Here is a 24558-nt window from a genome sequence, read left to right as displayed (position 1 = left end):
AACTCGATGGGAGACCATCATGGGATCCGCTACCAACACGGCTCATCGCGAGCCATGGAACAAAGGCAAGATCGTCGGGCAGAAAGCTCCTTTCAAGCTGAAAGACATTTGGGCGCTCCGGGTGCGTCTACAGATGGAGCATCGAGTGCGCGAACTGGCCCTCTTCAACCTGGGCATCGATAGCAAGCTTCGGGGCTGCGATCTGGTCGCCCTGAAGGTCAGGGATGTGTGTCACGGTGATCAGATGGCAACGCGTGCCATCGTCATGCAGCACAAGACCCAGCGCCCGGTGCAGTTCGAAATCACACTGGCGGCCCGGGAGGCGCTTCAGGCTTGGATCAAGCAGGCTAAGCTCAAGCCCGAGGACTTCCTGTTTCCCAGCCGCCTGCACGCCTCGCCACATTTAGGCACCCGGCAGTACGCCCGCATCCTCGGGCACTGGGTCGATGAGCTTGGACTAGACCGCGCCGATTACGGTACGCACTCGATGCGCAGGACGAAGGCGACGCTCATCTACCGTCGAACCAAAAACCTGCGTGCTGTTCAGTTGCTTCCCTTTGAACTGGGCCACATACTGGTCGGAACGCACCACCACCAGCGTGCCCCGCCTGCGGTCGATGTCGCGCAGCGCGAAGATGTCCTGGCCGCTCCTGGGATCCGGGGCAAACACCTTTTCCAGGTTATGGAGTCCGTGCCGGTCCTTTTGCGGATGCAGCAGGGCCGGCAAGGCGTGCAGCTCGATGTCCTGGTACGGCTCCTGGAAGATGGCGCGCAGGTCGAACAGCGCATCCGGGTCCTGGCCCAGCGCCCTCTCGGTACCAGCACGCCTATACACTGGCTCGACGTACTGATCCAGTGTCATCGACACGGATCGCCTCAGGAGCTCGCGCAGGCAAGCGGTATTGAGGCTCGACGCGCTCAGCGGCCAGGTCATGCAAGAGGAGGTTGCAAAACCTGTGCATACACCTGCGGACGGCGGTCGTTCAGCACGTGATTGTTAGCGTTGAGGGCGCGCAGCTGGCGAGCAGTGTTGAAGTCAATCTCCGCCAACAGCATTTCTTCCCTGTCGGGTGATGCCGGTCCGGCCAGTGGCCAACCGTCGGGGCCCACGATCAGGCTGCGGCCGAGGAAGGGCTGCCCGCGTTCGATGCCGATGCGATCCGCTGCGGCGACAAACAGCGCGTTGGTGTGCGCGCCGCCCATCGCGAGAAGATTTGCCATGGTAGGAAGGTCGGACGGCTGGTGTCGCATGGGAACCCAGTTTGTTGGCACACACAAGAGTTCGGCGCCGCCGACTGCGGCCATTCGGTAGATCTCACTAAACCACATGTCGTAGCAGATAGCGCAGGCAAAGCGCCCCCCTTCGAATTCGAACACCGGCACGCCCAGGTCGCCCGGCTCGAAGAACAGCTGCTCGGCGTCCCAAAGGTGGTTCTTTCGGTAGGTGCCCAAGTACCCGTCGGGACCAATGACCGCAGCGGAGTTATAGAGCCGGTCGCCAACGCGTTCAGAGACGCCAGCGACGATCACAAGGCCAAGCTTTGCAGCAGTGCGTATCCAAGCCTCGCAGCTGGGACCACCGGGCACCGGCTCCGCCGCCTCGAATGCCTCCTCTCGGGAATTGAAAACGTAGCCTGTGTTGCACAGCTCGGGCAACACCACAAGACGTGCGCCCGCGGCCGCTGCCGCTTCGATGTACTCCAGGCTACGCCTGAGGTTGTCCGCCTTCTGGCCTACACGAGGTTCCATCTGAACGCAGGCGATCCGCAGCGAGATCGGAGTTTGGTTGGCTGTCATGAGCGTATAAATGGGAAGAAATTGCAAATTACGCTGTCACAGCCCCAAATCGGCCGCGATATGCTGCGCTGCTTGATTGGAATCCACCCTGGCTGCATTGACGATCTCGCCGCGCTTGAGCAGCAGATAGCGGTCGGCCACCGATAGCGCGAAGCTGACGTTCTGCTCTACCAGCAACATGGCGGTTCCCGAGCGCTCGCGCTCGCTCCTGAGAATTGCCGCCAAGCGTTCGATCACCGAGGGTTGCAGGCCTTCGGTGATCTCGTCGATCAGGATGAGCGCCGGAGCGGAAAGGAGCGCGCGCGCAATCAGCAGCATCTTCTGTTCGCCCCCCGAAAGCGTTCCTGCACGCTGCTTCAGGCGCGTGGCCAGAACCGGGAAGACGTCGGCGACGCGCTCAAATTGCCTATTGAACGATTTCGATTCGCGCAGCCCCAGCTGCAGGTTCTGCTCGACGCTGAGGTCGTGGAACAGAGGCTTCTCCTGGGGGGCGTAGGCCAGTGCACGCCGAGCCACCTGGTGCGCGCGCAGCTTACTCACATTTTCACCAAAGATGGACACCGTGCCACGTTGCGCCGCAACCAGGCCCATGATGGTTTTCAAGAGCGTGCTCTTGCCCATGCCGTTCTTTCCCAACAGCGCAACGATCTCCCCCGGTGCAACCGATAGGCTCACGCCGTGCAGAACCATTGCACCGCCGTAGCCGGCGGTGAGCTCACTGACCTCAAGTGCGGCACTCATGCATGTTCTCCAGGTGCGCCAGCACCGGCATAGACCTCGCGAACGAGTTCGGAGTTGACAACCTCTTCGACGCTGCCGTCGAGGACGATCTGGCCTTGATGCAAGACGATGATCCGGCTGCTGATCTCGTGCACGAAGTCCAAGTCGTGCTCGACCAGCAGTACGCACAGAGCGTAGTTCCGAGTCAGGTCAAGCAGAATGGCTCCGATCTGCGTACGTTCTGCCTTGGTAAGCCCGGCCGTGGGTTCGTCAAGGAGTAGCACGTTAGGTTCCAGCGCCAGCACCATCGCCAACTCGAGGGCTTGCTTCATACCGTGCGAGAGATCGCGCGAAGCGACATCCAATTGCCTTTCCAGCCCAGTGGCTCGCAGCACCTCGAGCGCAGCATCCGGCAATGCGAGAACCGAGGCACGCCGCAAGAGTGACGGCGGCTCGAGCCGCGTGCGGGACACCCGCATGGCCTGCGCGACCGTCAGTGACTCGAACACGTTGGCATTCTGGAACTTGCGACCTGCTCCCAGTGCGACACAAGTCGCTGGCGGGGACCGAAGGATGTCATGGTCATTGAGCCTGATGGTTCCCGATGTCCGCTCAGCGCCATCGGCGATGCATTTCATCAAGGTGGTTTTGCCCGCACCGTTCGGGCCGATCAAGCTCAGCAGCTCGTTGGGCCGCACCTTGAAGTCGATGCCGCGCAGTACCTGAAGACTCCCGAAGCGCTTGTGGACGTCTTCGACGCTGAGCGCAAACCGGCCGACCGAGGCCAAGCCAGCGAGAGGCCGTGGTTCGGCAACGCGCAGTGCCACCTCCTTTGCGCGCGAAGCGCTCCCCCGGGTGCCGAGCCGACACCATCGACGCACAGCGTTCAGCAGCGCTGGCAGCAGCCCCTGTGGCATAGCAACGATGACGATGACGAAAGCCACACCACTCAGTAGTTTCCACAGGAACGGAAGGCTGCCACTCAAGTAGGAGGTGCTGCTGTCGAGCAGCACGGTACCAATCACCGGTCCGAGCAGAGTGCCGCGCCCCCCGAGAGCGACCCACATCAGCAGTTCGGTGCCGAACGCGAAGCCAGCGTATTCCGGTGCCACCACCATTTGCACGCAGGCGAAGAGAAAGCCGGCGCAGGAGGCGACCGCCCCACAGGCGACCATGAGCAGAATCTTTACGCGCGAGACATTGATCCCAAGATACGCGCAGCGCTGTTCATTATCTCGAATGGCCTCGAGAATGCGGCCTGCGTCGCTGCGAACAAAGACCCATGCGCCCGCGGTGATCACGAGCAGGAAGCCAGCGGTGATACGGAACCAGGCCTCGAGGGACAGGTCAAAGCTCTCGAACCCAGCGAGTCCGCTGCTTGAGCCGGTGAAGCTGCCGCCGGAATACAGCAACTGACTCACAACGATGGGCAGTACCAGGGTGATGACAGAGCCGTAAAGCGCCGAGGCACCGGGATGGAAAGCGAACCAGCCCACGACTAGAGCGACCAGCATGGCGCCGGCGATGGCGATGCCGAAGGCCATCAGGGCCGTTCCTGGTCCAAAGCCGACGTGCGTAAAAGTCAACGCTGCCGCATAGGCGCCGAAGCCGAAGAACGCTGACTGGCCGAAAGTCAGGATGCCTGTGTAGCCCCAAAGGATGTCGACTGTGATGGCGACCGCTGCATAGAGGAAGGCGCGGATGAGCGTATTGACCAGATAGGTCGGCAATACGTCGGGCGCTATGAAAAGCAAAACAATGCCTGCGGCTGCCAGACCGACGGGCAAGGCCAATCGACGCCTGGTCACTGCGGGGTTTGCGACTACGGGTTGGGTGCTAATGTTCATGTGTGTTTCAACCTCGTGCAAAGCCTTCCGGACGCACGCGAAGGATCAGCGCTGCAAGCACTACGATGGTCAACCCGCCCAAGATAGGATTGGCCCAGGTGCTGACCAAGACTTGGGCGCCACCGAGTACCAGACAGGCGATGCCGAGACTGACCAGAGAAACGCCAGAGACCATCACGATCATGAAGGCGTTGACAAGCCAAGGCACGCCCATGTTGGGGTCGACGCTGGAAAGCGGGGTGATCAGGGAACCAGCCAGACCGGCGAGTCCGGCACCGAGTGAGAACGTCGCCAGACGCACCAGGCTGGTATTAATGCCAAGTCCCCGGGCCAGGTCTTCGTTCATGATCACTGCGCGTGTCACGAGCCCCAGGCGAGATCCGTTCATCATCCAGCCAAGCACGCCGACGACTGCCAGCGAGAGTGGAATCATCAAGAGCCTATAGCTCGAGTAGGAAGCGCCGGCGAAGTCAAAAGCGCCGCTGAGAGGACTTTGTACGAACTGCACGCCACGATCGAAGACCAGGGTGATGCATTGACCCATAACAATCGCCAATCCCCAGGTCGCCAGGATGGCGTCGAGTGGGCGTTGGTAAAGCGGCTTCATCACCAGGCGCTCGACCAACGCTCCAAGGAAGCCCCCGATGGCGAATGCTACCGGCAAGGACCACCAGGGGTTCCATCCTAAATTGGTCACCAGAAGTGCGGCGTATCCCCCCACGGTGAGGAAGGCACCGTGCGCGAAATTGATGATCTTCATGACGCCGAAGACGATCAGAAGGCCGGCCGAAACGCCGTACAGGATGGCGGCGGTGGTCAGAATGTCGAGCACCAAGGTCATAGCATCAGTTCCTGGTTCGTCTAGTTGGCGCTATTTCAGCTGCGGGCACTGCGCACCGGGAGCGACGTTCTGGAAGGTCTCTAGGATCTTGACGCTGCCGTCAGCCTGCACCTGGCCTATGTACATGGTCAGCGCTGCGTGGTGTTGCTGGTCCATCTTGATCTCGCCGCGTGGGCCGTTGACGGATACTTCCCCGAGCGCCTTGAGGACCTTGTCGGTCTCGAGAGTGCCTGCCTTTTCAACCGCGAGTTTGTACGCCCAAACAGCTTCGTACTGAGGCGTGGAGAGATCGTTAGGTGTCTTCATATCCGGTCCGAAGCGCTTGCTCATCGCGGACAGAAATTTCTTGTTGCGCGGCGTGCCGATGCTGGTGTAGTAGGAGCCCGCGGTATAGACACCCTTGGCATCGCTGCCCATGCTCTTGGCGGTGCCTTCATCCACCGCCAGATTGCCGAAGGGAAGACTGACGCCGGCAGCCCGAAGCTGCTTGGTGAGCGTCACGTTGGGCGCCCCGCCTGAGGTAGAGCTAATCAGGGCATCGGCGCCTGAGGCCTTGAGCTTACTGATGATGGCTGTCCAGTCCGAGCCGTCTATGGGCAAGTACTCTTCACCAACCACCTTGTGTCCTTTCGACGCAATGTATTTGCGCGTGAACTCCAGCATGCCGCGGCCAAAGGCGTAGTCACTTCCGATCAGGAAGTAGCTCTTGGTATTGAGTTTTGTGCTGAAGTAGTCGACCACTGAAGCAACCTGCTGCTCCGGCACCCAGGCGTTGATGAACAGGTGCTTATTGCAGGAGCGGCCTTCGTAGAAAGAGGTGTAGATAAAGGGCTTCTTGGCGCGGGTGACGATGGGGAGTGCCGCGTTGCGTGCGGCACTCGTCTCCATGGAGATGACAGCGTCAACCTTCTTTTGAAACAGCAACGAGTCGTAGGCTTTCTGGGCACCTGCAGCACCGCTGCCATCGTCTGCAACCTCAAGCACCACCTTGCGTCCGAGAATTCCCCCTGCCGCGTTGATTTCGTCGATTGCGAGCTGTGTGGCCTGTACGACAGAAGGAGCGACGACGCTGTTTGCGCCGCTCAAGCCCACCGCCGTACCAATCACGACAGGCGGCATTTGCTGTGCCGCAGCGATGGGACTGGCGAGCAGGGACACGGACGCGAATGCAAATGCGGCGAGGATGCTCGTCGCGGTAAACAATTGAGTTGATTTGCGCATAGGGCTCACGATCGAGATTTGAAAGTCAAAAACAAAAAAGCCTTCGTCCTGCCGCATGGCAATTGAACGAAGGCTTCCTAGCCAACTGAAGTGCGGCAGCCCTGCCGCGGTGCATGAAAGCGCTCTCTAAGCTAGCGCCGTGTTAGTCCAAGCACCTTCCGTGCCAACTTCGGGCCTGAGGTTGCCGTGGACGTGCTGTCAAATACCCTGTGTGCGGTAATGATGGAGCGTGCCACAGCGCCCATCCCTAGGCGCTGCGAGGTGGCCTGGCTTCGAATCAACTGGTATGCGGCATCTTCGTCGAGGCGCTTCATCTCCATCAAAATTTGCGTCGCGCGCTCTATCTCGCGCCGACTGCGCAGCGTTTCTTCGAGCTTGTTGACCTTAGCGAGTAGGCGGGATTGGTAGCCGTGTAGCGAACGTGCCAGCAGCAGACTGGAAACAATGCCCGAGGGGCGGATGGGTTTGGTAATGAAGCAGTGCGCTTCCGATTCGAGAAGGCTCTTGACTGCACTGGGGCTTTCGTAGTCGACGACGGCCACCAAGCACGGGGCGGGGTTGACGAATCGTGGCAGTGTCACACGCGGTCCTTCGGCGGTGATTGCAAAGAACACAACGCTGGTCGATACCGAAATACTGGCCGGAGGCGGCCAGCAGGCGTCGATCTGGCACCCGATGCGCTTGAGATGGCGCAACAATTCTTCGATCTCACGGTCCAGCGGATGCAAAACCGTCACATTCAAGCCGCGCAGTTCGCGCATCGGATCATTGCTCATGTCGATGTATTTAAAGAAGCAGAGTTCACGGACCCGGAGCTTCGGCAAGCGTCTCGGCACCACCATAGCTCACCAACCACGGGTCGGGTTGGGCGGCTTCGCTCGCCTGCCAGAGTATGTCGAACTGGTCGCGGCCATTCCAGCGGCCAATGCGCGGCGTCATCCAGGTGTGATTGTTGTCGTAGTCGACCACCATCTGACCCTGCGGTGCCTCAAATGGCACACCTCGCATCGCGTCGATGATGGACTGGGTATCCATCTCTCCAGACTTCTCGAGAGCACGTGCAAAAAGATGGACGACGCTGTAGGCTGCGGCGGCAATCTGGGAAACCGGCGCCTGCGCACCAAATGCGCGCCTGAAGCCGTTCACAAAGCGCTGACTTGGTGCAGTGTCGAGGCTTGCGAAGAAGGGTGCCGACGTTATATGGCCGGCGACTGGGGGCTTCGGCAAGGCGAGCATCTCCGCCTCGGTGATGTTGTGGCTGACAATCGGGATGGAGCCATCAATGCCTGCATTGGCGCAGGCCTGCAGAAGATCGCAGATCGACTGGCCCACCAGCGCACTGAATAATATGTCGGGCTTCAATTCAACCACACGCTCCACTAACTGCGCCATGCGCGCCGCATCGGGCTGTAGAGGGAGGTACAGTTCGTCGAGCACGGCCCCCCCTTGGCGCTCGACCAGATCGCGCATTACGCGATTTGACTCGCGCGGGTAGATGTAGTCGCTGCCGACAAGCACGAAGCGGCGGGCCCCGCTTCGCAGCAGATAGCGAGCAAGTGGAAGGGTGTTTTGGTTGGTGGTAGCGCCGGCGTAGATCACGTTGGGAGAATATTCGAATCCCTCATATAGGTCCGGGTACAGGAGCAGACCATTGCGCCGCTCGAAAGTGGGCAGCACAGCCTTGCGGCTCAGTGAGGTGCAGCATCCGATTACCACGTCCACGCCATCTTCGGTGAACAGTCGGTCCACGCACTGACGATAGAGGGCAAGATCGCATCCCGGGTCATAGGCCTTGGTATTCAGCAGGCGCCCACGCACACCGCCGCGGGCGTTGATCTCTTGGAGAGCAAGCGTGATTCCCTGCACATGCTGGCGCGAGGAAATCGCAGTCGGCCCATCGAGGGAATAGAGCACGCCGAGGATCCAGGGCTCCGGGTTGTGCGTGATAGGGGACATGGTCGGCATGCTTTCGGTCATTTAAGTGAACCGTACGCGCCGAAAGTCTTGCCAGCACTGGTTCACTGTAGTCAGGCCAGTGACACGGGGCGAGCATGCGATCATCCCTCTTGCCGAGGTGACCAGGGGCAGGATGGGGAGGGTCTCCATGACGCGCGCATCAGCGGCGCGGTAAAGCGATTTTCGCTCTTCAAATGACAGGGTACTCCGCGCCTGATCCAGCATCGTGTCGAGTACAGGATCGTGGTGGTACCCGGCATTGAACCCGCGTGGGGACATGTTGCGGCTGTGCAGGACCTGAGATAACCACACGTCGCACGACATGGCCCAGCTCATCTCGCTCATTGCGACGCCCATCGGTGCGCCTTGCCGCCATTGATTGCAATAGGCAACCCATTCATCTTGCAAGCTGACTTCCAGTCGGACCCCGACCGCAGCGAGGTCGTGTGCGATTCGTTGGAAGATCGCTCCAGGATCGAGTTGCGCCGAGCCCGCGCGTGCGCCAATGACATGCAGGACCAAGCCCTGTGGAACACCAGCCGCTGCCAGTAAGGCGCGCGCCAGATCAGGGTCGTAGGGATAGCGTTCCAATGCATGCGCATCATGCGCTGGCGCACCCGGTGGAATCGCCGAGGTTGCAGGGCGTACAGTTCCTGGAAAGAGCGCGTCACAAAGCGACTTCCGATCAATGGCATGTGCAATGGCCTGGCGTACCCGGCCATCGGATACCCATGGGTCACGTTGGTTGAACACCAAGTACCAAAGGTACGGAGGGGAAAACGCAGGCACGTTAAAACCGCGCGCCAGCAGGTTCTCCACATCGGTGCCCTCGAGGCTGTAGGCTACGTCCACCTGGCCTTCCATCAGGGCCCGCACGCGATCCTGCAGATCGGGAATTGGAAGGAACTGGATGGCATCGATCGCCGGCGGGCCATCCCAATACGCCGCGTTGCGTCGAAGTTCCACGGCCGATCCGCCCGCGGTCTCAAATCGACGATGGAACCGAAAAGCCCCGGTGCCTGGGGCGCGATCTGCGCAGCCATCCGGTCCGAATTCTCGGATCGCCTTAGGGCTGATAAGTGCCTGCGAGCCGGGCGCGTCTTCCTGCGTCATGTAACGCAGAAATTCCGGGAATGGTTCGCTCAAGCGAAACTCGACTGTCATCGAGTCCCGCGCGTGAACGTGGTCGATGAGCCCTACCCCTTCGCGATTGAAGTCAGCAGCGACATGTGAGTAATAGGGAGAGGCCGGATCGCACATCCTCTGGTAATTGAGGACGACGGCATCCGCATCCAGCTCGGCGCCGTCGTGAAAGCGTACGTCTCTGCGAAGTTTGAAGATGAAGTGGCGGGCATCGGGCGATTGCTGCACCGATTCGGCCAGCCTGGGCACCACTTGGGTCGGCGCACCGGTTGAACCGGGGGGCATATGGAAATCATCCTCGACGAGGCTTTCGTGCGTTTGCTGCACGACGCGGCCAGTGTTCCAGCCGCCGAAAGAACGGGGTGGGTCGATTTCGTCCACGGCCCAGTCCAGAGCCACGCGCAACATCCGGTCATTTTGCATCTATGAAATGCCTTCAAGGGGGTTTGTAGGAATCAGCTGGCAAAAAGCCGAGCGTCGTCGCGGGCATGTCGCATGGCGGCAACCTCAATCCCAGCGGCCGCGCTGCACGACATCTCCTCAAGACCTGTGCGCAAGGCGATTCGCGTAGCTTTGACGATGTGCTGGGACAGTTCTGCCAGCATGCCCTGGCAGGCTGCAGACGCGAGGAGGTCCAGACGAACCGCGGCCGACAGAATCATGGATGCCACTCCGCGCATTTCGCACAGCACTGCGTGTTCACGATCGATACCTGCAGTGGCCGCAATAGCGCCGGAAACTACCGAGAGATGGCCAGGCGACTTTTGGGCGGCGATCTCTGCGGCGTATTCGGTCAACAGGGCCTGCGCTCCAAAGGTGGTAGCCATGGCCGCGAGGCGGCTGCCGCAGCGGCGGGACGCGGCTTGCGCTGAGGGCGTCTGCTTTAGCAGGTCGAGCCTGGCGTCTACCCCGCGCAGTGCGGCGAGGTCCTGCGCCATCACCGCGCCATGCGCGAGAGCGGTCGCAGTGCCATCGGAGCGAGCCGCCCCGTGGATCAACGCAGAGACCACCATCTCACGCAGCGTTTCGCGGGTCTGCACGCGTCCGTCTCGAATGAGCCTTTCCAGGCCCATCGCATGTGCATGACGGCCAATGGGTAGTGCCGAGTCCGACAGCTGCATCAGTGTCAGCATGCGCATTGCAGCAGTCTCATCCATCGTGGCGTGCATGTGTCGAATGCGGATGCAAATGCGAACCGTGATCCAATCGTTGGGGCGGGTGATCGTGTGCGGCTGCGCCGCAAGCCGGTGGACATTGGGCAGCAAACGGCAGATGGTCGAAACGCAGCTGAAGTCCGGCCAATCCCAGCGCCAACACGGGTCGGGAGGCAAGTTCCGGCGTGTCAGTGACCGGGACGATGATCTCGCCCTCAGACAGTTCGCAAGGGCTGTGCCGATTGCCCAGCGCATGGCCGATGCGGAGCGTATCGGCGGGTGTGAGTTGTGCCAACCCAATGACCATGACCGGTTCCGGTGGGCGGGTGACAACAAGCAAGCGACAGCCATTGTCGTGGAGTACCGCGCCATCAAACAACCAAGCTGGCTTGGGGAGATCCACAGCGATGGCCGTACCGTGCTCTCCGCGAAGCAGCACGCGCCGGCGTGCCGCATCCGCGGCGGGTACCGGTACTCGCTCGATCCAGCGTCCAGCGAACTCTGGCGCACCCACCCGGCCGAGGATTCGCGCTGCAATAGGTGGGTCAAAGTGTTGTTCAATCATTGGAGTTACTTTCGCAGTTGAGGTGCTGGACGGCCAAGCAGGCAGCGGCGCATGAGATCCCACGTGAGCTGCATTGCGTGGCGCAATAGCGGTGAGTCGTCGGCCAGCAAGCGGGCAACGACGCCATATCCAGAAGCCAATGGGGAGGCCCCACCGTAAACTCCTTGCACACTTGCGATACCGGCGTGGACCCTGTCCGCGAGTTCTGCCGCACAACCTTCCTGCGTCAATGCGAACAGCGTCCCGACATAGCCTTGCCTGCCAAGTGCTCCCTCCAGCCACGGATCCGCCTCATCAGGGCAAAAGGTTGCGGCGTCATGGAGGATCGAAGACCCTTCGACGCAGACCCGCAAGCGCAGCGCGAGCAACTGATATGCGTGACGCTCGCCGCTCGCGACACGGCCTGGAGCCAGCGCGTCGGCGATGATCGCCCGCCCACCGGATGCAAGCTCGACCAGGGTGTGCTGTCTATGCATCGAGCGCGCATGCGGTATCAGCATGTCGGGAATGGATTCGAGAAAGGCCCCTTTCCCCACTGAAATGTGCGAGGTCTGCACCGACAGGGTATCCCCTTGCAGTCGCGTGGCGGACGGTGTCGACAGACAAAGCTCAGCGCCGTCACCCAACGCCACGTCGAGGTGCAAACGGTCGCCGCCAAATACCGATCCAGCCGCGTTTTGTACATATATGAGAGCGCCCGGACCGGCGTCGAGCGGCAGCACAGCGGTGGTGGTCAACGGGTAGCGCTGCTTACGCTCCACCAATCGGGTACGGCCTTGGCGGTCGCAGGCCAGACGAAGTTGAAGCAGGCCGTCGGTCATGTACGGCCATGCCCGAACAGTGCCGAGCGCCTTAGCTCCTCGAAGACTGCGCGTACACCCTCACCGCGACGCAGATCCGTGAACAGCGAGGGACGATTGGGTCGAGCTATTGCCACATCGGCGCGGATGCGGTCGAGGTCCGCGTCAACGTGGGGAGCTAGGTCGATCTTGTTGACCACCAACAGGTCGGCTCGCAAAACGCCTAGTCCACGCTTGCGCGGTATGTCGTCCCCGCCAGCCACGTCGATGACAAACATCCACCAATCCACCAGTTCACTTGAAAAAGTAGCGGCCAGATTGTCGCCGCCACTCTCGATGAGGATGACGTCTGGCTGAAAGCGCCGTTCGAGCCATTCAACGGCCTCGATGTTGACGGACGGGTCTTCGCGAATGGCGGTGTGCGGACAGGCCCCACTCTCGACGCCCAACACCCTATCGGGATCGATCAAGCCGGATCGACGTACACGCTCCGCATCCTCTCGCGTAACCAAGTCATTGGTAATAACTGCCGTGGAAATACCCTCCTCGGCAAAAATGGGGAGCAGGCGCTCCACGATGCGCGTCTTGCCGCTGCCAACCGGACCGCCGATGCCTAATCGCACCACAGACATTTCAGATCCCTTTGTTCACTTGAGCATGTAGGAGGCCCCCAGCGTCACTCGCGTGGCTGGAGCGCTGATCAGCGTTTGGCCATCGATGTAGACGCGGAAGGTTTCTGGATCAACCCTGATATCGGCCAACAGATCGTTGTAGAGCATATTGCGCTTGGTCAGTCCCCGTGTGTCCGTTACGGCCACCAGAGCGGATTTAAGGTCGAGCCTGCGGCCGATGTCTGCAGCGATGGAAGGCGGCGCGACAAAGCGCACGCCCAGCGCCTGTGGCGCACGACCGAAGCAGCCCCACATGGGCCGGTAGCGCAACGGCTCGCAGGTCATCAGAGATGCATTGGCTTCCCCAAGCGGTGCCCATACAGGGAAACCCGATTTCATGACCAACTCCGGTTTGATGCCGAAACTGTCGGGACGCCAGAAAACCAGGTCGGCCAACTTTCCCGGAGCAATGGATCCGACCTCGTGATCGATGCCGAACATCTTTGCAGGGTTGATCGTGTACTTGGCGATGTACCTCAGGATTCGGTGGTTATCGGCGCCCGTGCCGAGGTCCTCAGAAAGACTGCCGCGCAGATCACGCATGTGCTCAGCCAGCTGCCAGGTCCTTGCGATCGTCTCGCCAATGCGCCCCATACCCTGGCTGTCAGAGCCGATAGCGCTGATTGCTCCTAGGTCGTGCAATACATCTTCGGCGCCGATCGTCTCGCGGCGGATACGACTCTCCGCGAAGGCAACGTCCTCCGGTAATCGAGGATTCAGATGATGGCTTGTCATCGCCATGTCGAAGTGCTCGTCAAAGGTGTTGACCGTGAACGGATTGGTTGGATTGGTCGAAGACGGCAACACATTCGCCTTGCCGCAAATGCGGATGATGTCGGGCGCATGCCCGCCGCCCGCGCCCTCGACGTGGTATGCATGGATGCATCGGTCACCGATCGCGCGCAAAGTATGCTCGATGAAGCCCGATTCGTTTAGGGTGTCGGTGTGCAGTTGGATCTGGCCACCGCCAATGTCAGCAGCCTGGAGTGCGGCGTCGATGACGGCCGAACTGGCGCCCCAGTCTTCATGGACTTTGAGGCCGGCGGCCCCAGAGGCGAGTTGTTCAATCAGGGGCGCCACGGTGTGTGACGCAGCCTTGCCGATGAAGCCGAAGTTCACTGGGAACGCCTCAGCCGCCTGTAGCATCAGACCTAGGTTGGTTGTGCCGGTTGAGGCGATCGGAACCGTGGTGGGACCGAGTCCCCCGCCCATCAAGGTCGTGATGCCTGCGCACAGGGCCTCATCCACCTGACCCGGGTCGATGAAGTGGACATGGCAATCGATGCCTCCGGTCGTGACGATCAATCCTTCGGCGGCTCTGATGTCGGTATTGACCCCGACGATAAGCTGAGGGCTCACGCCATCCATGATGTTGGGATCCCCGGCCTTGCCAATACCAACAATCCGCCCTTGCTTTATGCCGATGTCCGCCTTGATGATGCCGGCCACCGCGTCGATGATCAGTGCGTTGGTGACGACAAGGTCGAGAACGCCGTCCGCCGCTGTCATCGCGCCGTCGCAGCCAGTCCCTGCACGGATCGTCTTGCCGGCACCAAAAACAAGTTCGTCGCCGCCATGACAGTAGTCACGCTCGACCCGGGCCCATAGCCCTGTGTCGCCGAGGCGGACGCTGTCGCCTGAGCTGGGGCCGTACAGTTGCACGTAGCGTGAACGTTCAATGGTGAATGCCATGCCTAGTCCTGGATAAACGCGACAAGCCGGGTCATTGCTGCGCAGCGCACCGCCGGGTCGTCGAGTGCTCCATTGATCAGGCCCGCCAAGCCGAACACGCGACGCGCACCTCCGATGGCCACAAGATCAACATCTCGCGCATCGCCGGGTTCGAAACGTAGTGTGGTTGCCGCTGGTATATCCAAGCGCATGCCGTACGCGGCGGCGCGATCGAACCGAAGTGCCGGATTGACTTCGAAAAAGTGATAGTGCGAGCCGATCTGTATCGGCCGGTCACTGGTGCTTTCCACTCGAAGGCGCAGCGTAGGCCGGTTCTGATTGACCACTAACGGTTCTTCGACCAGGCGCCAGCGTGGCTCGACTTGCGGTGCCGCATTCGACGGCCCTTTTGCCTTGGCTGGCCCTATTGGATCGCGAACGCATACCAGCTTCTGCCCGTCAGGGAAGAAGGCTTCGACCATGACCACGTCGATGCGCTCGGCCACGCCTGCCATCAGGTCGTCCTCGTTCAGAAGCGCGCTGGCCATGGACACCATATCCGCCACAGTCCCTCCCTGGCGCGCCCCCTCGCAGATGGCGTCCGCGATCAGCGCCCGCGCCTCCGGTTCGGTCAGCTGCAAGCCCTTCTTGCGGCGAGCCTGCGCTAGGCTTGCCGCCTGGTGCAGCAGAAGGCGATCAATCTCACGAGGAAAAAGGCGCATTGCAGAATACCTGTGGTCCAAAAACAAAAAGCCCTAGCTCCGCCGTCAGGCAGTGAAACGAAGGCTACGTAGCCAAAATGGGGCGGCAGCCCTGCCGCGGTGCATGGAACGCTCCAACTCAATGGCGCCCGTTGTTGTTAAGCACAATTTGTGCCACCTGAGTGAACAGACGGTGGACCCTGCCAGGTTTCCACGGACATCCATCCATGCCGCCAGCAGCTGCTTTCCTTTGTGACGGGGGCCATGGATCCGATGGACGTGTGCCTGCGCACGCGATGGTGGAAGCCCTCTATCAGTCCCAACCAAGCCACGCTGCAAAGCAGACATCGACACAGTCATGCTTGACACCTTTTCGGGATTCCCGCCAGTACTTGTGAATGCTCAACTCGCGATAACGCTACTTATCGCGGACAACAAAAAAGGCGCTTTGAGCGCCTTTTTTGCGTCTGGTGCCACCATTCGAGCTACATGTATGTCCACCGTTTGCTGTGGAAACGATGCTGCGCATCCACTTTTTGCAGCAGTGGTTCAACTTGTCTGACCCGGCGATGGAAGAGGCGCTGTACGACACGCCGATGTTCCGTGAGTTTGTCCGGCTGGACATGGGGGAGGACCATCTTCCCGACGAAAGCACCATCTTGCGGTTTCGCCATCTGCTCGAAGCTCACGATCTGAGCTTGCAAATCTTGGCAACCGTCAACGCCACCCTCACCGCCAAGGGTTTGCTGCTCAAGCAAGGCACGGTCGTGGATGCGACGTTGATTGCCGCGCCGAGTTCGACCAAGAACGGCACAGGCACGCGCGACCCTGAGATGCACCAGACCAAAAAGGGCAACCAGTGGCACCACGGCATGAAGGCGCACATCGGCTCGGATGCCGATTTGGGGTTGGTGCACAGCGTGACCACCACGGCGGCCAACGCGCACGACATCACCCAGGCACACGCGCTGTTGCATGGGCAAGAAACCGACGTCTTTGCCGATTCGGGCTACCGGGGTGTTGAAAAGCGCGCAGAAATTCAGGCCAAGCACCCGGATGTGAAATGGCACATCGCCATGATGCCTGGCAAGCGAAAGGCCATGGACAAGAACACGCCCATGGGCAGCATCCTGGAGCAGTTGGAAAATACCAAAGCCAGCATCCGCGCCAAGGTAGAGCACCCGTTTCGTGTCATCAAGCGGCAGTTCGGCTACGTCAAGGTCAAGTACCGGGGGCTGGCCAAGAACACGGCCAATCTGATGACGCTGTTTGCACTGTCCAACCTGTGGATGGTGCGCAAACGACTCTTGAATATGGGGGCGCAGGGATGAGTGCGCCCAAAAACGGCCAAGGGGTCGCGACTGGGGTTCAATTCGCCCTGAATCTGCCCTTTGAACGCAAAAAAGTGTCGTCATCTGAAATAACAGCCGCCAGTCGCCGCGTCAGCGGTGGTTGTGCAGACCATCCTTAATTATCCAGGGCGCCTGGATTGGCCTGATCATACTTTTCATTGGATTTGCAGCGATCGGAGTGTTCAGCTTTGGCAGAGCAGGTCGTTTGCTGCGCGACACGCCAGGGTGCCAGTGCGATTGGCCGCCGCCCCACCATTCGCCGAGGCACATGGGAGCACCGGCCGCTGAACTGAAGGTCGGCTTGATGCTGGTCTGCGCAAGTGCGCCCCATGGGTGTGACCGGCACCCAACGCTGCAGAACTGCCGCTCACCAGGCATGGACAGCTTCAGGCTGTACTCGGTCATTGATGTTTGCGATCTGACCGACTGCGTTTGCCGCAAGAAGTCATTCGGCGGGCATCGACTTGATTGACCGCTTGACCCTCAACACCAGTCGTTCGATTCATGCCCCCGAGATGGAGTCACGCGAACGACCGGTCTTGGTATTGATGGCTTGCCGCTCCCGACCCATAGCAGACGTCTATATTTGGCATAGATAGCACAACTTATTTCCCTCACAGGCACCCGCGACCATGCCACAAAAATGACATCAACGAGTCATCAGGGTGTCATATCACGACATTACCATCGCTGCAATTCAGATTCGTAATCAGGTCATCATTTTTGATTACGAATTCAAATCTGCCGGAGGTGTCATGATCGAACTACAGAATGTCTCAGTCAGTTATGGTGATGCGATTGCACTGTATCCCACCACTCTCAAACTCCATCAGGGACAGTTCACCGTATTGCTCGGATCTTCCGGCGCTGGAAAATCCACGCTACTTCGCTGTATTAATTCGCTGCATGCGTCGCAGCGCGGCACCACCATTGTCGCCGGCTTAGGAAATTTGGCGAACTCGCGTGCATTGCGCATGCATCGCCGACAGACTGGCATGGTGTTTCAACAGCATCAATTGATTGGCCGACTGACGGCTTTGCAAAACGTTTCGATGGGCCGAATGGGCTACCACACGGCATTACGCAGTCTATTCCCCCTCCCGGCGAAGGATCAATCCATATGCTTGCAAAGTCTGGACCGAGTCGGCTTATTGCACAAAGCCTTAAGCCGTGTCGACGCATTGAGCGGCGGCCAGCAGCAACGCATCGGTATTGCCCGGGCTCTGGCTCAGCAACCTAAACTGGTGTTGGCTGATGAACCGGTAGCCAGCCTCGATCCTGCTACTGCAGAGCGAGTGCTAAGTCTGCTGCACCGCATTTGTAAAGAGGACGGGATTTCGGCGGTCGTCAGCCTGCATCAGGTAGACCTCGCTCAACGTTATGCCGACCGTATTATTGGCCTGTCCCATGGCCGAGTCATTTTTGATGCCGCCCCGCAGACTTTGGATCAAGCCAGTTACGACACGCTGTATGAACAAGTACCCCGTTCTTCTTTGAGCGTTCCACAAGACGCTCGAGAGGAACGGCTTATCGATACTTCATTTCCCATGCAACTTGCTACCGTAAAGGATTGATTATGAAAAAACTCGCATCCGCATTAATGTCTGTCTTGCTTGCCGCCGTCTGCAGCATTGGCCATGCATCATCCAATCCCGATCCAGAAACGCTCAAAGTTGCGCTGCTGCCGGACGAAAACGCATCGACCGTAATTAAAAACAACAAGCCGCTCGAAATCTATCTGGAAAAAGAGCTGGGAAAGAAAATTGAGCTGGTGGTTACCACTGATTACTCGTCAATGATCGAAGCCATGCGTCACGGCCGTATCGACATGGCATATTTTGGCCCCTTGTCGTATGTGCTGGCTAAGCAAAAGAGCGACATCGAGCCATTCGCAGCGATGAAGCAAAAGGGTAGCACTACCTACCAGTCCGTATTGATCGCCAATACTGGCGCCGGCATCGCCAAAATCAGTGATATCGTCAACAAGAATGTCGCTTACGGTGATAAGGCATCCACCTCCAGCCATTTGATTCCGAAGTCGATATTGGCGGAAAACGGTTTGAAAGCCGGCGAAAACTATCGCGAACACTTTGCCGGTGCGCATGACGCGGTGGCCATGGCCGTGCAAAACGGTCACGCGCAGGCTGGCGGCTTGAGTAAGCCGATTTTTGAATCCCTGGTTCAGCGCGGACTGGTCGATCCCAACAAAGTAAAAGTTCTTGCCGAATCGAAGCCATATCCGCAATACCCGTGGACCATGCGCAGCAATCTGAAGCCGGAACTGAAGGAAAAGATCCGTGCAGCCTTCTTGAATCTCAAAGATCCGGAAGTCCTGAAACCTTTCAAAGCCGATGGTTTCGGCCCGATCAGCGACAAAGACTATGACGTGGTGCGCAGCCTTGGCACACTGCTCAAGCTCGATCTGTCGAAGTTCTAAGTGAGCGACAGCATGCAAGCTGATTTTGGTTTGATTCTGGCCGAGCGCCAGCGCGTATGGAACCGCACGATACTGCAGTTTGCCGTTGTGCTGGCGATTGTGATCGGTTGCTGGTATTACGTCGGCCTATTTGATGCCGAGCGATTGAAGGATGGCATGCCAAGCCTGGTAAAAATTGCCGGCGAGATGTTCCCACCGAACTTCTCGCAGGCTGGCACCTGGGTCAAACCGGTACTGGATACCTTGGCCATGAGTATCGCCGGCACGGCAATCGCGGTATTGCTATCCATTCCCTTAGGAGTGCTCGCCGCGCGGAATACTAGCCCTCATCCACTCGTGTATCAAGCCACACGCGGCCTGTTAAACGCTTTGCGATCGATACCCGAACTGATCATGGGCATCCTGTTCGTGGCAGCCGTTGGCTTCGGCGCATTGCCGGGTGTTTTAGCCCTAGGCTTACATTCGGTTGGCATGATCGCCAAATTTTTTTCGGAATCGATCGAACATGCCGATCCGGCACCGGTAGAAGCCGCGCATGCAGCGGGCTGCACGCCATTGCAGGTGATTTTTCATGGGATCTTTCCCCAAGTGCTTCCGCAAATGGCCGATACCGCGATCTATCGATGGGAATACAACTTCCGTGCTTCGACCGTGATGGGCATGGTCGGCGCCGGTGGAATCGGGTTCGAGCTGATGGGCTCTCTGCGCATCATGCAATACCAGGATGTCTCGGCTATTTTGCTGGTTATTTTAGGCATGGTTACCCTCGTCGACGCCTTCAGCTCCTTCCTGCGTCGCAAGTTCAAATAACTCCCAAAGCTTACAAAGGTTTTTATGAAGCCCAAAGTCGTCCTCACCCACTGGGTGCACCCGGAAATCATCGAATTGTTGTCCGCTAGCGCCGATGTTATCCCCAACACCACACGGGAAACCTTGCCGCGTTCTGAGGTAATTGCGCGAGCCAAAGATGCGGATGCACTCATGGCTTTCATGCCGGACAGCATCGACAGCGCGTTTCTCGAGGAATGTCCAAAGCTGCGTGTCATCGGCGCCGCGCTTAAAGGCTATGATAACTTCGATGTCAACGCCTGCACACGCCACGGTGTATGGCTTACGATTGTGCCGGATTTGCTTACGATCCCGACCGCTGAACTGACTATCGGCCTTCTTCTCGGTTTGACAAGGCATATGCTGGAAGGCGATAGGCAAATCCGTAGCGGACACTTCCAAGGCTGGCGGCCGACACTATATGGCTCTGGTTTGACAGGAAAAACGCTTGGCATCATTGGTATGGGGGCGGTCGGCCGTGCAATCGCCCAGCGCTTGGCTGGCTTTGAAATGAATCTCTTGTATTGCGATCCGATTCCGCTCAATGCCGAACAAGAAAAGGCTTGGCACGTACAGCGCGTCACGCTCGATGAACTGCTCGAAAAATGTGATTATGTCGTGCCGATGGTTCCGATGGCCGCAGAGACACTGCATCTAATCGATGCCACCGCGTTGGCCAAGATGAAAACCGGTAGCTACCTGATCAATGCATGTCGCGGCTCGGTCGTGGATGAGAATGCGGTGATAGCAGCACTGGCGTCTGGAAAACTAGCTGGATATGCAGCCGATGTCTTCGAGATGGAAGAATGGATACGCGCTGATCGCCCGCAGGCTATCCCCAAGGCGCTGCTCGACAATACGGCACAAACGTTTTTTACGCCGCATTTGGGATCGGCGGTCAAGGAAGTTCGGCTTGAAATCGAGCGGCAGGCAGCGATGAACATCATCCAGGCACTCGCTGGTGAAAAACCGATGGGCGCGATTAATCAGCCGTATCCGGGAGTAAAGGCGGCGTGATAGATCTGGAGCGTGTGGCGACGTTCATTGCCGTCGTCAAATGCGGGGGCTTTCGCGAAGCGGCGAAGCAAACTGGATTGTCCCAGCCAACAGTAACGCAGCATATCAAGCGGCTGGAGCAGTCTTTGCAGGCCCGGCTGATTGACCGCGCAACAATGCCGCAAAGCCTGACATTGGAGGGAAAGATTTTTTTCCCCTATGCGGAACAATTGCTCCGTACTAGCCATAAGGCTACGGCAGCCCTCCACAATAAAAGCCTGGTCGTTGGTGCAAGCTCCAATATCGGCATTTATCTTTTACAACCCTATATCAAGGCGCTCCAAGATAAATTAGCAAACAAGATCGATGTGAGGATCGGCAAAAATATCGAGATTGCCGCTTTGCTGGAAACGCTTGAAGTGGATGTAGCGGTAATGGAGTGGTGGGACTCACGTCCTGGGTTCGTCTCAACAGTATGGCGGCGCGAGAGGATGGTTGTCATTGTTCGCCCCGGCCATCCTTGGGCTGCCGAGTCGACCATTCCACTTAAGTGGTTAAAATCCCAGAACTTGCTTGGAGGCGAAGCGGCTACCGGAACTGGGCGCCTACTACAACAATATGCCGGTGCCGACTCGGCAGAGTTCACAGTGGGTATGCAGTTAGGTAGCACCGAGGCGGTCAAACACGCGGTCCACGCAGGGCTAGGAATCTCGCTTGTGATGGAAAGCGCGGTCAAGCATGAACAGGCAAGCGGATGGTTACATGCAATTCCGATTGAAGAAGATGTTTACAAAGATCTTTATCTCGTACATCGCTCAGAAACTTCGTTAAGCGGTCCGGTGGCAAGCCTTGCAGATTTGATTCTCCATTCTCCGGATTTAGGCTCAATAGAATATAAATAGCAAAACGAATGTCTGCTTCTGGCCGATAGCTGCCATCACAGGAACACCAACACAGTTGCGCTGGCGCTAGCTTTCTTCGGCTACATCAGCGCTCATTGCTGTTGCCACTGCGCGATTAGGTGGTGGATTGGCGACGCGAATCAGTGGAGGTTTTGTTATGCGAACGCATTGTGGATTTGCTGCAAAAACTCAACCCAGGCAGGTCGGCTCCGACCTTTCAATCTGCCGTTCCGTCTGACATCTTGACGACGCGCAAGGGCAGATGCGTTACTGGACGCTCGGCGTTGGCTGCTGAAAGGCTGTGTACCGCGTCGCCCACCGCCTTGTAGTCTCGCCAGAACCGCTCAAGTGCAGGCCCGCCTCCGGCCATTTGAACCGCGCGGATGAGGCCGGCGTGGGCTGCCACCATATGCGTGAGCTGGGCTTCCAGCCGCTTGATGTCCTGCCGGTAGCCTGCGGCCTGGTCTTGCAGACTGCCGGCGCCTCCACCTCCGGCGACGATTTTGCGTACTCCTTGCTGCTGTGCCTGGGCCGCAGCGATGAGCGCGCTTCTAGCCTCATTGCGCGTGAACGCTGAAGGGTTCTTCAACGTGCTGTGGCGCCGTGCCACCTCCCGCGCTGTGATGTCGATGTTGTCGGTGAGTAGCGTGTTGAGGATGTCGGCCAGCTCCTCGTTCTTGGGGTCTAAGAGCAGCCTCATTTGAAGATGTCCTCTTTCAGGGTGGAATGGTCGATGCCGTCTGCGAAGACGGATTGGTTCGGTTGGGCGTGAAGCGCAGCCGACACACCAGCAATCAGCCGCTCGGCATGGGCAATCTGGTTCTTGCGCCCCACGGTGGTGGCCGGCTTGCAACGAGCCGCGTCCCGCATCGCCACGAGCTTCGAGCGAAGGTCTTCAAGAGTCACCCGGTGCTCAGCGACCCCGCTGGCCGTAAAGTGCTTGCACTGGTCGAAGCACTTGAGGTGTCGAGTGCAGGGATTGACAGAGAAGCTGTTGGTGCAGAAACCGTACGGCGTGACGTGGAAGCCATCTGCGTTGGCCGCCAAGTAGATGAAGGCTGCTTCATCACCGCTCTCGTGCTGGATGCGCTTAAACGATTGCCCCAAATGGCTTTGCAGCGCCATACCACTGACGACCATCTTGCCCACCAATTCCTTGGCGCTTCCTGCGGGAAGGACCTTGGACGCTGCAGGCGGCAGTTTGACGAAGCTCAACTTCTCTGCGAGGTTGCGATGGTCATACTCGTAGCTCTGAGCGACGGTCCGTCGACCGAACTGGTGCGTAATGATGGTGTCAGGCACATTCTTACGGAACATCTCTGTGTTCATGAGATGCCGAAGACTGTGCGGCTTGATTGACATCAACTTCGACTCAGGCGACCGTCCGTACACACTGAACATCGACCGGCCTGCATGACGTCCTAGCGCGATGAGCATTCCCGGGTACAGCATCGGCTTGATTTCTGTGTCCTCTTGAAGGGGAAGCTGGAGCGGGTAAGTTCGTCCTGCCGTGCTCCGCCCCAGGCTCAGAAATAGGCGGTCGCTAGTCCAAACTGGCCTCCCGGAGGAGGTACGAAAAATCCGGCAATCCGAGTCAGGAAATCGGCTGGGGTTCTGCTGTTGCAGGCGCAGCAGCTCTCGGACGGGGCCGACAATCTCTACCATCTCAGTGACCGTTGAGACCACAACATCTTCGAACATCGCGGGCACATGCTGGTGTGCCTCAACAAGCAGATTTGGGGCGCCGTCGATGTGCTTCTCGGCGTAATAGTGCAGTCGCAAGGAGCGTGAGACGCCGCCCACCGTTCCGGCCGGGCGGCCGGTGACTATGTCGAGGTGTTCATCCCAAACCAAGCAGTCGGCGGGTATCGTCAGCACCTCCTCGATTCGCAGTCCCGTGAACAGAGCCAGTTTCACGACACCGAAGCGAACTGCGTCCATGTAGGTCTGGGGCGTCTCCTGGAAGACGATTCGCGTCAGTTCAAGTAGCGCGGAAAGGTCCGGTAGCTTCTCGGCGTGCTGGCGTTCCTGCAGCGAGCCGAGCAACGCTGACGACTCCTTCCTTTTTAGTTCCGGGCGGACTGGGCAATGAACGGAGATGAGGTTCTCGTCGATGTACCTCGCGACCGTTGAGAAGTCGCGCGCCGGCTTGTCGGACCAGGCCTTAAGGCCCAAGACGGCGTCAAAGTTTTCACGTGAAAGCTCCCACGGCGGGCATCGAACCAGAGAGAAGAGGCGACGAGCAGCTCTGGCTATTTGTTGTGTGTCGCCGGTCGAGCGGCCGCTGCTGCAGTGCTCGACGATTAGGGCTTTGATGAAGTCCTGCACGTCTTCACCGAGCACCGCGCCTTCCGGCAATTGGCTGGGGTGCCATCCAGTTGAGGCCGCCATCGCGGTCAGGTCGCGCGACACCGCAAAGCCACAACTTCCAGGGACGTGGAGGTCATGGCTTTTGTTCAACTTGCGTAAGTCCCAGTCCGTGTTAGACGTGGCGGCGCCGTTGCTGTCGAGTTCGATGTGCCAGTCAAGTCCGTGCGATGAAGCGACACGACGCATCCGGTCGATGAAGCTCAGATAGGCCTGCGGCGGTGGCGTCAGTTGAGGCGAGAGGATGTGGATGGTCATCCGTGGTTCTTGGGTCGGTCATCAATCAGGGTTAACGCCTGCTGCGCCCCCGCCAGCGCGCGCGTGAGTTGCCGGTAGGCCGGCGTCTCATCGGAGATTCCCTGCTTTAGGTACAGGCGGACTTGGTCGCGCATCCCTTCGATAGCTTCGACGTGGGATTCCCGGTCTAGGGATGGCATGAACTTCGGACAGCCATAGCAAGACGTCACCGGGTTGTAGTGTGCGTGAGCACGAGATTCGATGGATGCGCGAGCACGGTAATTGATGGTCGGCTGCGGCACCGTCCATCACCAATGTTGCGTGCCGTCGGGCAACGCTGATGGACGTGGCG

23 protein-coding genes and 2 pseudogenes are annotated in these 24558 nt (G+C 59.0%); 7 read left to right on the top strand and 18 right to left on the bottom strand.

Translation table 11 applies throughout. From position 1 onward, the window contains the following. Window positions 1–19: 19 nt before the first annotated feature. Window positions 20–571 (top strand): annotated as a pseudogene (locus tag FFS21_RS04865) (tyrosine-type recombinase/integrase); the annotation flags it as partial. Here the strand turns inward: FFS21_RS04865 and FFS21_RS04860 are convergent. The 15 genes from FFS21_RS04860 to FFS21_RS04790 all read right to left on the bottom strand — a co-directional run bounded on the left by FFS21_RS04860 (window position 458) and on the right by FFS21_RS04790 (window position 15108). Continuing rightward, entirely contained in the window at window positions 458–862 is a 405-nt protein-coding gene (locus FFS21_RS04860) for a hypothetical protein (RefSeq protein ID WP_225934870.1), read from the bottom strand. The pseudogene FFS21_RS04865 and the gene FFS21_RS04860 overlap by 114 nt on opposite strands. 68 nt (window positions 863–930) lie before the next feature. Beyond that, a complete protein-coding gene (locus tag FFS21_RS04855; protein ID WP_137923810.1) occupies window positions 931–1797 on the bottom strand; it encodes a nitrilase family protein in 867 nt (288 codons plus the stop codon). A 36-nt stretch (window positions 1798–1833) separates the two neighbouring features. After that, on the bottom strand, window positions 1834–2538 hold the full coding sequence (locus tag FFS21_RS04850; protein WP_137923809.1) for an ABC transporter ATP-binding protein: 705 nt from the start codon (window positions 2536–2538) through the stop codon (window positions 1834–1836). Beyond that, window positions 2535–4364 (bottom strand): branched-chain amino acid ABC transporter ATP-binding protein/permease, encoded by a 1830-nt coding sequence (locus FFS21_RS04845; RefSeq protein ID WP_137923808.1) that lies wholly within the window; start codon window positions 4362–4364, stop codon window positions 2535–2537. The genes FFS21_RS04850 and FFS21_RS04845 overlap by 4 nt, the downstream gene beginning before the upstream one ends. 7 nt (window positions 4365–4371) lie before the next feature. Then, on the bottom strand, window positions 4372–5205 hold the full coding sequence (locus FFS21_RS04840) for a branched-chain amino acid ABC transporter permease (RefSeq protein WP_137923807.1): 834 nt from the start codon (window positions 5203–5205) through the stop codon (window positions 4372–4374). 30 nt (window positions 5206–5235) lie between these two features. After that, on the bottom strand, window positions 5236–6426 hold the full coding sequence (locus FFS21_RS04835; protein WP_137923878.1) for a substrate-binding protein: 1191 nt from the start codon (window positions 6424–6426) through the stop codon (window positions 5236–5238). A 131-nt stretch (window positions 6427–6557) separates the two neighbouring features. Beyond that, the gene (locus FFS21_RS04830; RefSeq protein WP_137923806.1) at window positions 6558–7202 is read right to left on the bottom strand and encodes an ANTAR domain-containing response regulator; all 645 of its coding nucleotides are present in this window, start codon (window positions 7200–7202) and stop codon (window positions 6558–6560) included. Window positions 7203–7227: 25 nt separating this feature from the next. Next, complete coding sequence (locus FFS21_RS04825; RefSeq protein ID WP_137923805.1) at window positions 7228–8403, bottom strand: transporter substrate-binding domain-containing protein; 1176 nt, start codon at window positions 8401–8403, stop codon at window positions 7228–7230. Beyond that, window positions 8404–9906 carry an ABC transporter substrate-binding protein gene (locus FFS21_RS04820; protein WP_249359146.1) on the bottom strand — a complete coding sequence of 501 codons (1503 nt, stop codon included), beginning with the start codon at window positions 9904–9906 and terminating at the stop codon, window positions 8404–8406. 74 nt (window positions 9907–9980) lie between these two features. Next, window positions 9981–10694, bottom strand: a complete 714-nt coding sequence (locus tag FFS21_RS04815; protein ID WP_137923803.1) for an urease accessory protein UreF — start codon at window positions 10692–10694, stop codon at window positions 9981–9983. After that, window positions 10675–11244 carry an urease accessory protein UreE gene (locus FFS21_RS32825; protein WP_137923802.1) on the bottom strand — a complete coding sequence of 190 codons (570 nt, stop codon included), beginning with the start codon at window positions 11242–11244 and terminating at the stop codon, window positions 10675–10677. The genes FFS21_RS04815 and FFS21_RS32825 overlap by 20 nt, the downstream gene beginning before the upstream one ends. A 5-nt stretch (window positions 11245–11249) precedes the next feature. Then, a complete protein-coding gene (locus FFS21_RS04805) occupies window positions 11250–12065 on the bottom strand; it encodes an urease accessory protein UreD (RefSeq protein ID WP_137923801.1) in 816 nt (271 codons plus the stop codon). Beyond that, a complete protein-coding gene (gene ureG / locus FFS21_RS04800) occupies window positions 12062–12676 on the bottom strand; it encodes an urease accessory protein UreG (RefSeq protein WP_137923800.1) in 615 nt (204 codons plus the stop codon). The genes FFS21_RS04805 and ureG overlap by 4 nt, the downstream gene beginning before the upstream one ends. Before the next feature lie 15 nt (window positions 12677–12691). Beyond that, window positions 12692–14407, bottom strand: a complete 1716-nt coding sequence (gene ureC, locus FFS21_RS04795) for an urease subunit alpha (RefSeq protein ID WP_137923799.1) — start codon at window positions 14405–14407, stop codon at window positions 12692–12694. A gap of 2 nt (window positions 14408–14409) precedes the next feature. After that, on the bottom strand, window positions 14410–15108 hold the full coding sequence (locus FFS21_RS04790; RefSeq protein ID WP_104670286.1) for an urease subunit beta: 699 nt from the start codon (window positions 15106–15108) through the stop codon (window positions 14410–14412). 476 nt (window positions 15109–15584) lie between these two features. Here FFS21_RS04790 and FFS21_RS04785 point away from each other — a divergent pair. The 6 genes and pseudogenes from FFS21_RS04785 to FFS21_RS04760 all read left to right on the top strand — a co-directional run. Next, window positions 15585–16418 (top strand): annotated as a pseudogene (locus tag FFS21_RS04785) (IS5 family transposase); the annotation flags it as partial. Between the two features lie 776 nt (window positions 16419–17194). After that, window positions 17195–18013, top strand: coding sequence for a phosphonate ABC transporter ATP-binding protein (gene phnC, locus FFS21_RS04780; RefSeq protein WP_020200553.1), 819 nt, complete (start codon window positions 17195–17197; stop codon window positions 18011–18013). Window positions 18014–18015: 2 nt separating this feature from the next. Beyond that, window positions 18016–18876 (top strand): phosphate/phosphite/phosphonate ABC transporter substrate-binding protein, encoded by an 861-nt coding sequence (gene phnD / locus FFS21_RS04775; RefSeq protein WP_004629229.1) that lies wholly within the window; start codon window positions 18016–18018, stop codon window positions 18874–18876. 12 nt (window positions 18877–18888) lie between these two features. Next, window positions 18889–19686: a phosphonate ABC transporter, permease protein PhnE gene (gene phnE / locus FFS21_RS04770; RefSeq protein WP_009238668.1), complete on the top strand. Its 798-nt coding sequence runs from the start codon at window positions 18889–18891 to the stop codon at window positions 19684–19686. A gap of 24 nt (window positions 19687–19710) precedes the next feature. Next, window positions 19711–20721 (top strand): phosphonate dehydrogenase, encoded by a 1011-nt coding sequence (locus FFS21_RS04765; protein ID WP_009238667.1) that lies wholly within the window; start codon window positions 19711–19713, stop codon window positions 20719–20721. Next, the gene (locus tag FFS21_RS04760) at window positions 20718–21602 is read left to right on the top strand and encodes a LysR family transcriptional regulator (RefSeq protein WP_004629222.1); all 885 of its coding nucleotides are present in this window, start codon (window positions 20718–20720) and stop codon (window positions 21600–21602) included. Before FFS21_RS04765 ends, FFS21_RS04760 begins: the two co-directional genes overlap by 4 nt. A 217-nt stretch (window positions 21603–21819) precedes the next feature. Here FFS21_RS04760 and FFS21_RS04755 read toward each other — a convergent pair whose 3' ends face one another. Genes FFS21_RS04755 through FFS21_RS04745 form a run of 3 tightly spaced genes read right to left on the bottom strand, consistent with a single transcriptional unit; the run spans window position 21820 to window position 24508 of the window. Then, entirely contained in the window at window positions 21820–22302 is a 483-nt protein-coding gene (locus tag FFS21_RS04755; RefSeq protein WP_094478839.1) for a hypothetical protein, read from the bottom strand. Continuing rightward, window positions 22299–24227, bottom strand: coding sequence for a hypothetical protein (locus tag FFS21_RS04750; RefSeq protein WP_094478837.1), 1929 nt, complete (start codon window positions 24225–24227; stop codon window positions 22299–22301). The genes FFS21_RS04755 and FFS21_RS04750 overlap by 4 nt, the downstream gene beginning before the upstream one ends. Further along, complete coding sequence (locus tag FFS21_RS04745; RefSeq protein WP_137923798.1) at window positions 24224–24508, bottom strand: hypothetical protein; 285 nt, start codon at window positions 24506–24508, stop codon at window positions 24224–24226. The genes FFS21_RS04750 and FFS21_RS04745 overlap by 4 nt, the downstream gene beginning before the upstream one ends. Window positions 24509–24558 lie beyond the last annotated feature (50 nt).

The organism is Cupriavidus sp. 2SB (assembly GCF_005503625.1).
Taxonomy (GTDB): Bacteria; Pseudomonadota; Gammaproteobacteria; order Burkholderiales; family Burkholderiaceae; genus Cupriavidus.
The sequence above is the reverse complement of the archived record's forward strand: the minus strand, read 5'-3'. Positions and strand labels throughout refer to the sequence as shown.

What these genes read in the sequence shown, in the direction of transcription:
- FFS21_RS04835 (WP_137923878.1), bottom strand. Translation starts at nt 6,426, where the DNA reads ATGCGCAAATCAACTCAATTGTTTACCGCGACGAGCATCCTCGCCGCA.
- phnC (WP_020200553.1), top strand. Translation starts at nt 17,195, where the DNA reads ATGATCGAACTACAGAATGTCTCAGTCAGTTATGGTGATGCGATTGCA.
- FFS21_RS04840 (WP_137923807.1), bottom strand. Translation starts at nt 5,205, where the DNA reads ATGACCTTGGTGCTCGACATTCTGACCACCGCCGCCATCCTGTACGGC.
- FFS21_RS04815 (WP_137923803.1), bottom strand. Translation starts at nt 10,694, where the DNA reads ATGCACGCCACGATGGATGAGACTGCTGCAATGCGCATGCTGACACTG.
- FFS21_RS04750 (WP_094478837.1), bottom strand. Translation starts at nt 24,227, where the DNA reads ATGACCATCCACATCCTCTCGCCTCAACTGACGCCACCGCCGCAGGCC.
- ureC (WP_137923799.1), bottom strand. Translation starts at nt 14,407, where the DNA reads ATGGCATTCACCATTGAACGTTCACGCTACGTGCAACTGTACGGCCCC.
- FFS21_RS04850 (WP_137923809.1), bottom strand. Translation starts at nt 2,538, where the DNA reads ATGAGTGCCGCACTTGAGGTCAGTGAGCTCACCGCCGGCTACGGCGGT.
- FFS21_RS04860 (WP_225934870.1), bottom strand. Translation starts at nt 862, where the DNA reads ATGACACTGGATCAGTACGTCGAGCCAGTGTATAGGCGTGCTGGTACC.
- FFS21_RS04790 (WP_104670286.1), bottom strand. Translation starts at nt 15,108, where the DNA reads ATGCGCCTTTTTCCTCGTGAGATTGATCGCCTTCTGCTGCACCAGGCG.
- FFS21_RS04855 (WP_137923810.1), bottom strand. Translation starts at nt 1,797, where the DNA reads ATGACAGCCAACCAAACTCCGATCTCGCTGCGGATCGCCTGCGTTCAG.
- FFS21_RS04845 (WP_137923808.1), bottom strand. Translation starts at nt 4,364, where the DNA reads ATGAACATTAGCACCCAACCCGTAGTCGCAAACCCCGCAGTGACCAGG.
- FFS21_RS04825 (WP_137923805.1), bottom strand. Translation starts at nt 8,403, where the DNA reads ATGACCGAAAGCATGCCGACCATGTCCCCTATCACGCACAACCCGGAG.
- FFS21_RS32825 (WP_137923802.1), bottom strand. Translation starts at nt 11,244, where the DNA reads ATGATTGAACAACACTTTGACCCACCTATTGCAGCGCGAATCCTCGGC.
- phnE (WP_009238668.1), top strand. Translation starts at nt 18,889, where the DNA reads ATGCAAGCTGATTTTGGTTTGATTCTGGCCGAGCGCCAGCGCGTATGG.
- FFS21_RS04755 (WP_094478839.1), bottom strand. Translation starts at nt 22,302, where the DNA reads ATGAGGCTGCTCTTAGACCCCAAGAACGAGGAGCTGGCCGACATCCTC.
- FFS21_RS04830 (WP_137923806.1), bottom strand. Translation starts at nt 7,202, where the DNA reads ATGAGCAATGATCCGATGCGCGAACTGCGCGGCTTGAATGTGACGGTT.
- phnD (WP_004629229.1), top strand. Translation starts at nt 18,016, where the DNA reads ATGAAAAAACTCGCATCCGCATTAATGTCTGTCTTGCTTGCCGCCGTC.
- FFS21_RS04765 (WP_009238667.1), top strand. Translation starts at nt 19,711, where the DNA reads ATGAAGCCCAAAGTCGTCCTCACCCACTGGGTGCACCCGGAAATCATC.
- ureG (WP_137923800.1), bottom strand. Translation starts at nt 12,676, where the DNA reads ATGTCTGTGGTGCGATTAGGCATCGGCGGTCCGGTTGGCAGCGGCAAG.
- FFS21_RS04805 (WP_137923801.1), bottom strand. Translation starts at nt 12,065, where the DNA reads ATGACCGACGGCCTGCTTCAACTTCGTCTGGCCTGCGACCGCCAAGGC.